The 14,242-nt window shown below is 67.5% G+C and carries 11 protein-coding genes; 7 read left to right on the top strand and 4 right to left on the bottom strand.

Features of this window, described 5'->3' with window-relative positions:
- Positions 1-35 precede the first annotated feature (35 nt).
- On the bottom strand, positions 36-608 hold the full coding sequence (locus ACFW3F_RS12390) for a GNAT family N-acetyltransferase (RefSeq protein ID WP_388057663.1): 573 nt from the start codon (positions 606-608) through the stop codon (positions 36-38).
- A 92-nt stretch (positions 609-700) separates the two neighbouring features.
- On the opposite strand from ACFW3F_RS12390, the gene mfd reads away from it, so the two are divergent.
- Together mfd and ACFW3F_RS12380 are read left to right on the top strand one after the other, a co-directional pair.
- Positions 701-4,279, top strand: coding sequence for a transcription-repair coupling factor (gene mfd, locus ACFW3F_RS12385; RefSeq protein ID WP_388057661.1), 3,579 nt, complete (start codon positions 701-703; stop codon positions 4,277-4,279).
- Positions 4,276-5,184 carry a MazG family protein gene (locus ACFW3F_RS12380; protein ID WP_388057659.1) on the top strand — a complete coding sequence of 303 codons (909 nt, stop codon included), beginning with the start codon at positions 4,276-4,278 and terminating at the stop codon, positions 5,182-5,184. Before mfd ends, ACFW3F_RS12380 begins: the two co-directional genes overlap by 4 nt.
- A gap of 97 nt (positions 5,185-5,281) precedes the next feature.
- On the opposite strand, the gene ACFW3F_RS12375 is transcribed toward ACFW3F_RS12380, so the two are convergent.
- Genes ACFW3F_RS12375 through ACFW3F_RS12365 form a run of 3 tightly spaced genes read right to left on the bottom strand, consistent with a single transcriptional unit; the run spans position 5,282 to position 8,900 of the window.
- The gene (locus ACFW3F_RS12375) at positions 5,282-6,670 is read right to left on the bottom strand and encodes an amidohydrolase family protein (protein WP_388057657.1); all 1,389 of its coding nucleotides are present in this window, start codon (positions 6,668-6,670) and stop codon (positions 5,282-5,284) included.
- Positions 6,667-7,680, bottom strand: a complete 1,014-nt coding sequence (locus ACFW3F_RS12370; protein ID WP_388057655.1) for an isopenicillin N synthase family dioxygenase — start codon at positions 7,678-7,680, stop codon at positions 6,667-6,669. The genes ACFW3F_RS12375 and ACFW3F_RS12370 overlap by 4 nt, the downstream gene beginning before the upstream one ends.
- Before the next feature lie 41 nt (positions 7,681-7,721).
- Positions 7,722-8,900, bottom strand: a complete 1,179-nt coding sequence (locus ACFW3F_RS12365; RefSeq protein ID WP_388057653.1) for a nitrate ABC transporter substrate-binding protein — start codon at positions 8,898-8,900, stop codon at positions 7,722-7,724.
- Between the two features lie 303 nt (positions 8,901-9,203).
- On the opposite strand from ACFW3F_RS12365, the gene ACFW3F_RS12360 reads away from it, so the two are divergent.
- From ACFW3F_RS12360 to ACFW3F_RS12340, 5 genes are all read left to right on the top strand, one after another.
- Positions 9,204-9,983 (top strand): ABC transporter ATP-binding protein, encoded by a 780-nt coding sequence (locus ACFW3F_RS12360; protein WP_388057808.1) that lies wholly within the window; start codon positions 9,204-9,206, stop codon positions 9,981-9,983.
- Positions 9,980-10,864 (top strand): ABC transporter permease, encoded by an 885-nt coding sequence (locus ACFW3F_RS12355; protein WP_388057652.1) that lies wholly within the window; start codon positions 9,980-9,982, stop codon positions 10,862-10,864. The genes ACFW3F_RS12360 and ACFW3F_RS12355 overlap by 4 nt, the downstream gene beginning before the upstream one ends.
- Positions 10,865-10,913: 49 nt before the next feature.
- Complete coding sequence (locus ACFW3F_RS12350) at positions 10,914-11,945, top strand: isopenicillin N synthase family dioxygenase (RefSeq protein ID WP_388057651.1); 1,032 nt, start codon at positions 10,914-10,916, stop codon at positions 11,943-11,945.
- A 37-nt stretch (positions 11,946-11,982) separates the two neighbouring features.
- The gene (locus ACFW3F_RS12345; protein WP_388057650.1) at positions 11,983-12,633 is read left to right on the top strand and encodes a GntR family transcriptional regulator; all 651 of its coding nucleotides are present in this window, start codon (positions 11,983-11,985) and stop codon (positions 12,631-12,633) included.
- Positions 12,634-12,776: 143 nt separating this feature from the next.
- Complete coding sequence (locus ACFW3F_RS12340; RefSeq protein ID WP_388057649.1) at positions 12,777-14,183, top strand: sulfatase; 1,407 nt, start codon at positions 12,777-12,779, stop codon at positions 14,181-14,183.
- The last annotated feature ends 59 nt before the right edge of the window (positions 14,184-14,242 follow it).

The following is a 14,242-nucleotide window of genomic DNA, read 5'->3' as shown; positions in this document are numbered from 1 at the left end:
GCGCCGGGGCACCGGCGAACAGGTGTCGCGGGCCGTCAGCCGACTTCGCCGGGACCGTCGTCGCGCGTCCACAGATCCTTCTGCATGTAGACGCAGTCGATCCACTGGCCCTCCTTGTGACCGATGGCGCGCAGGCGACCCACCTCGTCGAACCCGAACCGCCGGTGCAGTGCGATCGATCCCTCGCCCCCGGTCGCGGCGATCACCGCGACGATCTGGCGGACGTTGTCCGGGTTCGCGCGATCGAGCAGGGCCGCCATCAGGGCCGTACCGATGCCGCGTCCCCCGAAACCGGGCCGCACGTAGATCGAGTCCTCGGTCGACAGGTCGTATGCGGGCATGGTCCGGAACGTCCCGAGGTAGGCGTACCCGACCACTCGCTCGACACCGTCGTCGACCGCGCGGGCGACCACGAACGGTCGGCCCGCTGCGGTGATCGCGGCGTGTTTGGCGTGCCACTGGGAGACCGACGGGACCCGGTAGTCGAAGGTCGCGACGGTGTTTTGCACATAGTGCGCATAGATGTCCGCAACGGCCGCGCAGTCGTCGATCGTCGCGTCTGTCACGCGGATCGGAGTCGTGGTTGGCTCGGCGGTGCGGTCGCTCATGCCGACGAGGGTAGGACAGCGACTGCCCGGTGGTGGGAACTCCCCCTGACCGGGCCGGAACGTGCGAATCGCCGCCCCATAGAATCGACGGAGTGTCGACGCCGTCTGCCCTGTCCGGTCTGGCCGCACTCGCGTGTGCGGACAAGTCCTTCCGTGAGGTGCATGCGCACCGGGACGAGCGCCGGTTGGACATCACCGCGCCCGACGCCGCGCGGCCCTTCCTCGTCTCGTGCCTGGTCACCGGTGCCGACGCCCCGCTCCTCGTCGTATCGGCCAACGGCCGTGAAGCCGACGATCTGACCGCAGAACTGGGCGAACTCCTCGACGACGCCGACGCCGTCGCACAGTTCCCGTCGTGGGAGACGCTGCCCCACGAGCGGCTCTCCCCGAGCGCGGACACCGTGGGCCAGCGGCTCGCGGTGTTGCACCGGCTCGCCGATCCCGGCAACAACCCGTTGCGTGTCGTCGTGACCACCGTTCGATCCCTCGTCCAGCCGATGGCCCCCGGACTCGGTGACGTCGCGACCGTGACCCTGCGCGAGGGCATCGAGGTGGACTTCGACGCGCTGCTGTCCCAACTCGTCGAGATGGCCTACGAGCGCGTCGACATGGTCGGCCGGCGCGGTGAGTTCGCCGTGCGCGGCGGCATTCTCGACGTGTTCCCGACCACCGCCGATCATCCGGTGCGAGTCGAGTTCTGGGGCGACGAGATCACCGAGATGCGCGCGTTCTCGGTCGCCGACCAGCGCAGCCAGCCCGAGGTCGAGACCGACGAGGTGCGAATCCACCCGGGCCGTGAACTGTTGCTGACCGAGAAGGTCCGTACACGCGCGGGCGATCTGGCGACCGACGCCGACGACCCGACCCTCACCGAGATGCTCGGCAAGCTCGCCGAGGGAATCCCGGTTGAGGGGATGGAGGCATTGATCCCGGCGCTCGTCGACGGTGACATGCAGTTGCTGACCGAGGTGTTCCCGGCCGGCACCCGGGTCCTGATCCTCGACCCGGAGAAGGTGCGGACCCGCGCCTCGGATCTGGCGAAGACGGGTGCGGAGTTCCTCGAGGCGTCGTGGACCGCGGCGGCGATGGGCGCTTCGGCGCCGATCGACGGACGATCCTCGGCGCGCCTCGGCATCGACCTGCAGGCCAGCGCGTACCGCCCACTCGACGAGGTGCGAAAGGCGACGCTCGCCGCCGGACGCCCCTGGTGGACCCTGAGTCCGCTCGCGACCGGCAGCGGGGACGAACTCGAACTCCAACTGGCGCCCGGTCCCGCACCGCGTGGTGACGAGAAGGAGATCGCGGCGACGTTCGCCCAGCTGCGGGCGCATGTGTCGGACGGCAAGACCGCGGCGATCGTGGTGGCGGGCAAGGGCACCGCGCAGCGTGTCGGGGAGCGTTTGTCCGACGCCGAGGTGCCCCATCTGATCGCCGAGCCCGGGCACCGTCCGCAGCCCGGCGAGGTGACCGTGTTCTGCGCGCCGCTGCGCGCGGGGATCGTCTGTCCCGACGCCGGACTCGTCGTGGTGGCCGAGGCCGACCTCACCGGTACGCGGGTCGCGAACGTCCGCGATGGTCGGCGGCTCCCAGCCAAGCGGCGCAACCAGGTCGATCCGCTCGCCCTGGCCGCCGGAGACCTCGTGGTGCACGACCAGCACGGCATCGGCAAGTTCGTCGAGATGATCGAGCGGACCGTCTCCGGTGCCCGGCGGGAGTACCTCGTTCTGGAGTACGCGTCGAGCAAGCGCGGTCAGCCGGCCGACCGGCTGTATGTCCCGATGGACGCACTCGACCAGCTCTCGCGCTATGTCGGCGGCGAGCAGCCGTCGCTGTCCAAACTCGGCGGTTCGGACTGGCAGAACACGAAGCGCAAGGCGCGCAAGGCCGTTCGCGAGATCGCCGGCGAACTCGTGCAGCTCTACGCCGCCCGTCACGCCGCGCCGGGACACGCATTCGGCCCCGACACGCCGTGGCAGCAGGAGATGGAAGACGCGTTCGACTTCACCGAGACCGTGGATCAGCTCACGGTCATCGCCGAGGTCAAGTCCGACATGGAACGCGCGGTCCCGATGGACCGTGTGGTGGTGGGTGACGTCGGCTACGGCAAGACCGAGATCGCGGTCCGTGCGGCGTTCAAGGCCGTGCAAGACGGCAAGCAGGTCGCCGTCCTCGTCCCGACCACAATTCTGGCGCAACAACATCTGCAGACCTTCACCGAGCGCATGAGCGGTTTCCCGGTGCGGGTGCGCGGACTGTCGAGGTTCACCGACGCCAAGGAATCCCGCGAGATCATCCAGGCGATGTCGAAGGGCGAGGTCGATGTCGTCATCGGGACGCACCGCCTCCTGCAGACCGGGATCATCTGGAAGGACCTCGGACTCGTCATCGTCGACGAGGAGCAGCGCTTCGGCGTCGAGCACAAGGAGCACATCAAGTCGCTGCGCACCCACGTCGACGTGCTGACGATGTCGGCGACCCCGATCCCACGCACACTCGAGATGTCGATGGCCGGTATCCGGGAGATGTCGACGATCCTCACCCCGCCCGAGGAGCGGCATCCGGTCCTGACCTACGTCGGCGCCTACGCGCCCAAGCAGGTCGCCGCCGCCATCCGTCGCGAATTGCTGCGTGACGGCCAGGTGTTCTACGTACACAACCGCGTCTCGACGATCGACAAGACGGCCCGGGACATCGCCGCGATGGTTCCGGAGGCGAGAGTCGTTGTCGCACATGGACAGATGGGTGAGGATCAGCTCGAGCGCACGGTCTCGGGCTTCTGGAATCGCGAATACGACGTGTTGGTCTGTACGACGATCATCGAGACAGGCCTGGACATCTCGAACGCCAATACGTTGATCGTGGACCGCGCCGAGAATCTCGGTCTCTCGCAACTCCATCAGTTGCGCGGTCGCGTCGGTCGCAGCCGCGAACGTGGATACGCCTACCTGCTCTACAGCCCCGACCGGCCGCTGACCGAGACCGCCTACGACCGGCTCGCGACGATCGCGCAGAACAACGAGCTCGGCGCGGGCATGGCGGTCGCGCTGAAGGATCTCGAACTGCGCGGAGCCGGAAACGTCCTGGGCGCCGAGCAGTCCGGACATGTGGCGGGCGTCGGGTTCGACCTCTACGTCCGCCTGGTGGGCGAGGCGGTGGAGGCGTATCGCGCTGCCGCGGACGGGAAACCGGTCGAATCGCGGGAGACGGGCGAGGTACGCATCGACCTGCCCGTCGATGCCCACATCCCGGTCGAATACGTCGACTCCGACCGCCTGCGCCTCGAGGCATACCGCAAGCTCGCGTCGGCAACCGACGACGCTGCAGTCGATTCGGTCCTTGCCGAACTCAACGACCGGTACGGTCCGCCTCCGGTCGAGACCACACGCCTCGCGTTCATCGCCCGGCTGCGGTTGCGCTGCCGGGAGCGGGGGATCACCGAGGTCGGCCTCGCCGGCCAGGGGATGAAGATCTCGCCGGTGACCCTCCTCGACAGCGAGCAGGTGCGACTGCGTCGTCTCTACTCGTCGGCCACCTACCGCGCGACCACATCGGTGATCACACTGCCGATCCCGCGCACCGGAGGTGTCGGTTCGGCGCGTCTGCGTGACGACGAGCTGATCGACTACCTGACGACGTTCCTCACCCAGCTCAGGCCGGAGCCGCTCGAATGACAGTGGTGTTGCTGGATCCGGCGCGGCCGGACCTGATCCCCATCCGCGCACGCGGTTGTCTCGCCGGACCGGTCCAGGTCACCGAGGACGTACCCGCGTCGATGCTGTGGGAGTTCGACTCGGCCGAGCCGGTTTTCGACGATTCGACTGCCGATCCCGGCTCTGTGCTCGTCAGCACCGATCCCGACCATCCCCTCGTTCGCGCACGGGTCGAACGCGGCGAGGAGGTCATCGCCACGCAAACCGTCGCGGGAACAGCGCTTCTCGAGTCCGTGGCGCTGATGGACACGTTGCGCCGGAACGGGCCATGGGAGAGCACCCAGACGCACCACTCGCTGCGACGCTACCTGCTCGAAGAGGTGTACGAGCTCCTCGACGCCATCGAGGCAGGGGATCCCGTCGAGCTCCGCGAAGAGCTCGGAGACCTCTTGCTGCAGGTGCTGTTCCACGCGCGCATTGCTGCCGACGATCCGGACGCGCCGTTCGACATCGACGATGTCGCCCGTAGTTTCACCGAGAAGGTGACCGGTCGTACCCCTGGCGTTCTCTCCGGCGCCCACTCGGATCTCGAGACACAGATCCGGGAGTGGGAGGAGCGCAAAGCGGCCGAGAAGCGGCGTGGCTCGGTGCTCGATGGCGTGGCGACCACCCAGCCCGCACTCGCCCTTCTGCAGAAGGTGCTCGAACGTCTCACTGCCGCACGGTTTCCCGTCGACACCATCCCGGCGGAAACACTCACCGTGACGGTCACCGCCGGCGACGACAGTGTCGAGGCGCAGGCGCGCGACCGTGCGCTCGCGTTGATGTCCGACGTGCGGGCGGCGGAGAAGCGCGCGGCCGAGCTGGGTGTGACCCTCGACTCGCCCGAGGCGTGGGCGGCGGTGTTGGACGGGGACCCGGCCTGACCGAGAGTGGTCGACCTCATGGCGATCTCGTGCACAGTCGACGAAATCTGCTGCACAGTCGACGAAATCTGCTGCACGGTCGACGAGGACCCCCAGGTCAGACCTCGAGCGTGGCCAGCTGCTCGGTGAACTCCGCTTCGTCGATCCGGGTGCTGCGCCCGTCCGCGACGAGGACCTCGCCCCCGACCATCACCGTGTCGACGATCGACCTCGACCCGGTGGTGAGCAGCGACGCGCCGGGATCCCGCACCGGGAGCGTGGCGTAGTCGCGGTCGAAGCGCAGCAGCGTCAGGTCCGCGGGCCCACCGACCGTCACGCCGCCGACGACCGGCGGTAGGCCGAGGGCGGAGTTTGCTCCACCGCAGGCGATGTCGAGCATCTCGGCGAAGCCGAGGAGATCGGCACGGCGATGAACGGCGCGCTGCAGATAGGCGGCCGTACGCAGCGTCGCGAACATGTCCTGGGTGTCGTTGCTGGCGGCGCCGTCGACACCCAAGCCGACGGCGACCCCACGTCCCAGCATCGCCGGTATCGGGGCCACCCCGCTGCCGAGACGCATGTTCGACAACGGGTTGTGCGACACCGCCACGCCCCGGGCCGCCAATACGCGCTGACCGGGGTCGTCGAGTTCCACGCAATGGACGGCGAGGACCCGATCCCACAGGAAGTCATTGCGGTCGAGATGATCGACGGCTCCGAAGCCGCTGTTTTGCAGACACATCTGCTCGTCGGTACCGGTCTCGAGGAGATGGATCGACACCGGCAGGCCGCGTTCCTGGGCGAATTCGCGGATCGTCCGCATCCCGGTTTCGGTGACCGACCGCGGATTGGGTACCGCCAGCGCCATCGAGATCCGCGACCCGGTGACCTCGTTCCGGAGATGGTCGACGTGCTCGAGTACGTCACCGAGCGGTTGCATCAGCCGCGGCTCGAACCCCCACTTGCGGGTCGGATCGGGCCGGTCCGCTACGCCGCGGCCGAGAATTGCGCGAATTCCGGTGTCGTGCAGTGCCCGGACGACGGCATCATGTACTTCCCCGGACGGGTGGGGCCACATGTGTTCGACGACGGTGGTCGTACCGCTGCGTAGCAGTTCGAGGCACGCCGACACCGCGGCGAGATAGGCGCGCTCGGGTGTGATCGCCACCGACTCCTCGCCCACGGCCAACAGCCATTCGAGCAGCGGAGTGCATTCGGCGATACCGCGCATCAGCGATTGCTGAAGGTGGGTGTGGGTGTTGACGAAGCCGGGGATGACGTATCCGCTCGTGTTGCCGGTGGGTCGGGCGGTCGGCTCGATCGATGTCACGATTCCGTCGACGACGTGGATGTCGCAGCGTGGTCGCCATCCGCCCGCGGTGTAGACCGTGACATCACCGAAGGCCGCGACATCACCGAAGGCGGCGTCACCACCGAAGGCCGCGACACCACCGGAAGCCGGGGCCGCCGCTGTGACGGCGGCCCCGGACGAGTTCGTCGTCGTCATTTCGCGAAGTTCGCGGCGATGCGCTGGGCGAGATAGTCCGCGGCGGTGATCGGCGGGTAGGTGCCGCCGGCGCTTTCGATCAGCACGTCCGAATTCGCCTGTGCGAAGTAGGCGAGCGTGTAGCGCGGACCGGTGTACTCACCCCGCCGGGGAGCCCGGACCCGGTGGAAGTTCGACGGCAGCTTGTCGTCGGACCAGCGCATCAGCATGTCGCCGATGTTGCAGGTGATGGCGTCGTCGGACGGCTCGACCGACGTCCAGGCCTGGCCGTCGGCTTCCGCACCCGGCAGGACCTGGAGACCTCCCTGACCGGACCGCTGAAACAGCAGGGTCAGAGCGTCGAAGTCGGTGTGTGCACCTGCGCGCCAGGCATTCTCGGTGTCGATCAACTCGTCGGGGAAGGCGTAGTAGTGCAGTAGCCGTAGCGTGCTCTGGTAGGTGTCCGACGACGGGTCGTGCGCCTGCGTGAAGAAGTCCTTCGCAAGACCGAGGCGGTCGGCGAAGCAGCTGAGCAGGGTCATGGCCAGCGACCAGCACCGGTGCTCGAAATCCTCGATGGTGGCGCGGAATCCGGCCAGCTCGCTCTCGCTCGGCCACAGGCCGTCCATGCGCGGCCGGGTGAACTGATAGGACTCCTTCTGGTCGGGGGTTCCGATCGACGGGCGGACCTGGGTGCGGTACTCCCAGCCGGCGTTCTGCCCCTTCTTGAGCGCATATTGTTCCTTGACCGCACGGGGGAGTGCGAAGAACCGCGCGGACATGTCGAACGCGTGGTCCACCGCGGCCAGGTCGATACCGTGGTCCACGACCTGGAAGAAGCCGATGTCGGTTGCGGCCGACCAGAGTTGGTCGGCGATCTCGTCGCGGCGATTGTCCAGGTCGGCCAGGCTGATCCGGCGGATCTCGCGGGCGGTGGTCTCGGTGCCCAGCCCGCCCATGCGACGTTCGCGGTCGAGTTCGGCCATGTCGGCCAGATCGGTCGGTGAGTGTAGTGGGGTGGTCTCGGTCATCGTGGTCCTCACTTGATCGTTGATGATGCTGACGCGGCAGGTCAGCGAATCTGCTCGCTGATGAACTGGGTCGTGAACAACTGGTCGGCGGGCAGGGACGGCGGGAGGTCGGCGCCGCCCGCGTTCAGGATCGGCACCAGGTCGTCGAACACGTTCTGCGCCTTGACCATGTCGTAGCTGCCGTAGACACCGTCGGCGCCCGGGGCGATGACCGCGCGGTCCTTGAGCAGCCCCGCCGAGTACGCCGCCTCACCGGCCGAATAGGGCGTGAAGGAGACGTCCTGGGAGACCCAGTCGACGATGGTGGCGTTGACGGCGTCGGGCGCGGCCACGTAGTCCTTGCCGGTCTGCTGGATCATCGGGACCAGCTTCTCCAGGCACGGCGACATCTCCGCGACGTCGTCGGCGCGTACCGAGACGTTCGACGCGTACACGTCGTATCCGGCGTCTTTCACCATGGCGTAGGCGACCGGCTTGTTCCACGACGGGGTTTCGTTCTCGTAGGTGTAGGGCTCGGAGTTGGCGAATCCCTGCTGGGTGATGGTCGGATCGCCGACGAAGCGGGCCGGGGCGCCGTCGTAGCTGGTGTCGAGCTGACTCTGGTCGAGGAGGCCTTTCGCAACCAGCCACTGGGGGAATATCTGATCCTTGGAGACCACCACGCTGGCGTCGGACCTGCCGATGTCGGCGATCGTCTTCACGTCTGGGTGAGACGCCGGGTCCCACATGATGATCGAGGGGTTGTACTGCAGCAACGGTGTGACGCCGACGACGCGTTGGTCTGTGGCCGCGGAGATCATCTGGTCGCCGTGTACGAGACCGAGGTGGATGGAGTCGTCGGAGTACATCGCGGAGGGGACCGACTGGAACCCGATCGCGGGACCGCCGGCGCGCAACGTGATGTCCACGCCGGTGTCCATGCCGTCGTAGGCAAGGGGCCCGGAGACCGACTTGTTGTCGGTGTCGACGGTGTACCCGGGGCCGAGCAGCCCGATGACGCCGGCCATGTCCGACTGTGGCTGCCACTGCAGTTGGACCACGACGTTGTCGGGGCAGGCGCCGGCGAGGGAGGATTCGGCGGGCGCCGACGGGAGGGTGGACGCCGCGGTGTCGTCGGACCCGGAGCTCGAGCATCCGGCGAGAACCGCCGCGCAGATGGTCGCCGCGGCGGCCGCGGTCAGGCGCGAGAGGCGGATACGGGACGGTGGGTGAGGGGTCATGGGGGCCTCCTGGACTCGATGTCGGTCGTTCGCGACTCGTTCGCGATCTACATGCGAAAGCTAGATGGCGATCCGCGATCGCGCCAGCCGGTCTCGGAGTCGGTACCGGACCGTCCTCCGTAGTAAAAATGGTGCTTTGAACTGTACTTATGACAATCTGAACATCTTCCGCCGGCACTGAAGTCCGGTTGCTGGTGACCTACTGTTTACACGCGGTCATCGGTTCGCAATACATGTAATCAATGATCGCTTGCGAGCACAGGCGGCCTGATTACATGTAGGAATCGAACGATGGGAAAGCCGATGAATCTCTACGACACGGTGAGGGACGTGGATGCGCGTCATCTCACCAAGGATGTCGTCGCCTCGGTTTCCGGAGTGACGAAGCTCTTCGACTCCGGGACACGCGCGCTGGACCGGGCGGACCTCGACGTGCGGGGCGGCGATTTCGTGGCCGTCGTCGGACCGTCGGGATGCGGCAAGTCGACCCTGCTGCGGATGGTTGCGGGGCTCGAGAAGCCCACGGAGGGAAGCGTGGCGCTCGCCACGGAGTCGGTCGGGTTCATCTTCCAGGAACCCACCCTCCTCGCCTGGCGCACCGTGCGGGGCAACGTCGAACTCTGCGCCGAGATCGCACGACTGCCGCGTGGCGAACGCAGGCGCCGGGCGCAGGCCGCGATCGACGCGGTCAGGCTCACCGGGTTCGAGTCGCAACTGCCGCGCATGCTGTCCGGTGGCATGAAGATGCGCGCGTCGCTCGCCCGTGCGCTGACCTCTGAGCCCGAATTGTTGCTTCTCGACGAACCTTTCGGTGCGCTCGACGAGATGACCCGGCTCGACATGCAGTCGGAGTTGCAGCGGCTCTACGCCGATCGTCGATTCACCGCGATGTTCATCACGCACTCGGTGTCGGAGGCGGTCTTCCTCGCCAACCGGGTGATCGTCATGTCGGCGCGCCCCGGACGGATCGTCGCCGACATCGGCATCGAGTTCGCCCACCCCCGACACCCAGATCTGCGCTACGACAACCGCTTCACCGATCACGTCGCCGAGATCTCCGAGACCCTCCGAGGTGCACGATGACCACTGCCGCCCGATCGCATCCCGCCGTCGGTGTGGAACGCGGACCGGTCTCGCCGTCGGAGCCTGCCGGGGGGTCGGCAACGCCGTCTCACATGGGCGCCGCGCGCCGTGTCGCGGCAGCCGCGCTCCGATACGGAGCTCCGCCGGTTCTGTCGCTCGCCGTCGGGATCGCCGGCTGGTACGCGGTCACCTACCTGATCCTCAGTCCCGCACGGCGATTCCTGCTCCCGCCCCCACACGTCGTGCTGATCGAATCGCTGCTGGACCCGACTCACGTGGGTCCCATGCTCGACGCGCTCTGGGTCACCGCCAAGGTGTGCTTCGTCGGATTCGTGTTCGCCGCGTTCATCGGGGTGGCCATCGGTGTGCTGATGAGCCGAGGGTCCTTCCTCGAACGCGCGATCTATCCCTGGGCGGTTGTGCTCCAGGTGATCCCGGTGCTCGCGATCGTCCCGTTGATCGGTCTGTGGTTCGGTTACGGAATGGTCGCCCGCACCATCGTGTGCGTGATCATCGCCATCTTCCCGATCATCGCCAACACGCACTTCGGTCTCGTCTCGGTGGACAAGTCCTCACGGGAGTTGTTCACGCTGTCCAAGGCGACGCCAATCCAACGCCTGCTGATGCTCGAGTTCCCGTCGGCGCTCCCGTCGATGATGACCGGCTTCCGGACCGCATCGGGGCTCGTCGTGGTCGGCGCCATCATCGGGGACATGTTCTTCGCCAAGGGCGAACCCGGCATCGGCACGCTACTCGACATCTATCGCGCTCGTCTGCAGTCCGATGACCTGATCGCCGCAATTGTCCTGGCATCGGTGTTCGGCATCCTCGTCTTCGGCATCTTCAGCATCCTCAACGCCGCCGTCAACCGTCGCCGCTGACGAGCCACGACTCCCGACGCCCCCGCCCCGAACCCGCCCTGGAGGATCAATGTTCACCGTTCCCACGATCGACATCTCGCCCTACCTCGACCCGCAGAGCCCGGCCGCGGAACGGAACCGGGTGGCTCACGCCCTCGATGACGCCTGCGGCGGAGTCGGTTTCGTCCAGATCGTCGGCCATGGGATCGCGCCCGGCGTCATCGACGGACTGACCGCGGCACTCGACGAATTCTATGAGCTGCCACTCGAGGTGAAGAAGCGATACACCCGGCCCGGTCAGAACCGCGGGTACAGCCCCCCGAAGAGTGAGTCGCTGAGCATGAGTCTCGGTGTGGCCGCGGCGAATCAGATGAACGACTTCTACGAGGCGTTCACCATCGGCTCGGAGCGCTCGTGGTTCCCGGAGCTGGACCTGCCGGAATCGAGTTATCTGCCGAACACCTGGCCGGATGCCGCCCCGGGCTTTCGTACGGCCGTCACGGCGTGGTTCGACGCCGCGCGCGATCTGTCCCGCGTTCTGTTGACCGCGTTCACCGATGCGCTGGACCTGCCTCGCGGCTTCTTCGACACGATGACCGACCATTCCATCGACGCGCTCAAGCTGAACAACTACACCCTGCCCGAGGGTGAGATCGAGCTCGCCGGGGAACTGACCGGGATGGGCGCGCACACCGACTTCGGCATTCTCACCGTGTTGTGGGCGGACCAGGTGCCCGGACTCCAGGTGCTCGACCACGAAGGACGGTGGCACGACGTGGCACCCGCCGACGGCGCACTTCTGGTCAATCTGGGAGATGCGATGGCGCGGTGGACGAATGACCGGTGGCGCTCGACCGTGCACCGCGTCGATCCACCGGTCGTCGACGGCCGGATCCTGCGGCGTCGGTCGGCGGCGTTCTTCTTCGACGGCAATGCCGATGCCGTCATCGAGACGCTGCCCGGGTGTGCGCGGACCGATCATCCGGGGTATCCGCCGATCACCGTCGCCGAGAACATCGATGCGAAGCTGGCCGGCATGAAGAGCGGCGTCGCACCTGCCGGTGCCGATCGCGAGGCGCGGCGCGTGATGGCCGCGGGATGAGGTCGTCGGGACAGGGGCCTTCTACGCTGGGACGGTCATGACTGGAAACGGAGACGACGGCGCCCTGCTGATGCAGTCGGTCCTGCGCCGGATACGAGACGAGATCTTCGACGGCACGCTCGAACCCGGCGCGTCGCTGTCGGTTCCAGGTCTGGCCGCTCGACTGGACGTGTCACGCAGCCCCGTGCGCGAAGCGGTCCAGCAACTCGTCATGGATGGGCTGGCCGTCTACACGCCGCGCGTCGGGGCGAAGGTCGCGGTTCTCGACGACGCGATGCTGCGGCACGTCTTCGAAGTCCGCGAGGTTCTCGATGGACTCGCCGCCCGGCAGGCGACCGTCCGGGTGACCCGCGCCCAGCTGGCGGAGTTGGCGGAACGGGTCCGCGAGCAGGAGCGACTGTTGGAGACCGAGCCCGATCACCGGCGTGACGCCGAACTCGATCTCGACTTCCACACCGCGGTCCGATCGCTGTCGGGCAATGCGCCGCTGTGTGATGCCCTGCTCAAGCTCGACATCCAGTCGCACCTGTATCGGTCCGACATGTGGTCGCACGAGGACAACCGCCGGCACGCCGTGACCGAGCACCGCAGGATCGTCGCGGCTCTGGACGTCGGTGATGTCGACGAAGCGGACCGGGCGGCGCGAGCCCACGCCGCCGGCGTGCTCGTGCGCCTGCTCCGTACCTGACCTGTGCAGGGCCGTCGAACGGTCCGCAGCCGGACTTTCGCGCACGATGATTTGATCTCGTCCGGCGGTGCGGTGACCGGATAGTGCGCATCCGCGCACCAGGTCGCTCCCGAGAAGTGAATCGTCTGAGTCATCATGGGTGGATGGTCACTCCTCTCGACACCGCGCGCCGTGACAACGTGATCCTGGTGCATTGGCACGATCTCGGTCGCCATCTGCGGTGTTACGGCGCCGACGGCGTCGAGAGTCCGGTTCTCGACGACCTCGCGGCCTCCGGCATCCGGTTCGCCGACGCACATGCAACGGCGCCCCTGTGCTCGCCCGCCCGCGGTTCCCTGTTCACCGGACGCTATCCGCACGGCAACGGGCTCGTCGGTCTCGCCCATCACGGCTTCGAGTACCACCCGGACGTGCAGACCCTGCCGGCGCTGCTCACCAATGCGGGGTACCGCTCCGCGCTGTTCGGGATGCAGCACGAGAGCGCCGACCCCGGTCGGCTCGGGTTCGACTCGGTGGACGTGTCGGACTCGCGATGCGACTACGTGGTGGAGCAGTCACAGGACTGGCTGCGGCGCCATGCGGGTGACGACCGGCCGTTCTTCCTGACCGCAGGCTTCTTCGAGACGCACCGTCCCTACCCCGCCGACGAGTACAAGCCGGCGGACACCAGCAGCATCGCGGTACCCGGCTTCCTCCCGGACACCGAGGACGTGCGCGACGATCTGGCCGGTCTGCACGGATCGATCACGAAGGCCGACGCCGCCGTGGGCCGGCTTCTCGACACCGTCGCCGAACTCGGTCTCGATGACTCCACCTGGATCGTGTTCGTCACCGACCACGGGCTGGCGTTTCCGCGCGCCAAGTCGACGTTGTACGCCGAGGGCACCGGCGTCGCGTTGATCATCCGGCCGCCGTCACGGCGGGGCATCGCGCCCGCGGTCTACGACGACCTGTTCTCCGGGGTCGACCTCACCCCGACGCTGCTGGAACTGGTGGGTCTGGACATCCCGGACGCGGTGGACGGCGACTCGCACGCCGCGGCGCTCGTCGAGCCGGACGGCGCGACCGTGCGGAGCGAGGTGTTCACCGAGAAGACCTATCACGATGCATTCGACCCGATCCGTGCCGTGCGCACCAAGGGGTTCAGCTACATCGAGAACTACGCGGCACGCCCGGCGCTGCTGCTCCCACTCGACATCGCCGACAGCTTGTCCGCGCGATCGCTGGATCAGCAAGAGGTGCAACGGGACCGACCTCGCGTCGAACTCTACGATCTCCGTTCCGATCCGTATGAGCGCAACAATGTCGCCGACGACCCGTCCTACACCGCAGTGCGTTCGGAGCTCGCGCGCGCGCTCGGCGACTGGCGGGTGCGGACCCGCGACGAGCTGCCCGACGAGGCCACGGGGACGGCGATCGCCCAGGCCTTCATGGACGCTTTCCACGCCAAGGCGGCGCAGGTCGCGGCCGAGGAAGAGGCGTTGCCGTCGCGGCGTCCGCTGGGTGCTCGGCGCGAGCTGGCCGGCGAGATCACCTCGGGCGAACGGTGAGGGGATCGGTCGCGAAACCGTCATCTCGGACACTGCGCGCCCGTCGCGCTCACAGTGCA

It is taken from the genome of Gordonia sp. NPDC058843, from assembly GCF_042743165.1.
Taxonomy (GTDB): domain Bacteria; phylum Actinomycetota; class Actinomycetes; order Mycobacteriales; family Mycobacteriaceae; genus Gordonia.
This window is presented reverse-complemented; position numbering and strand designations above follow the sequence as displayed.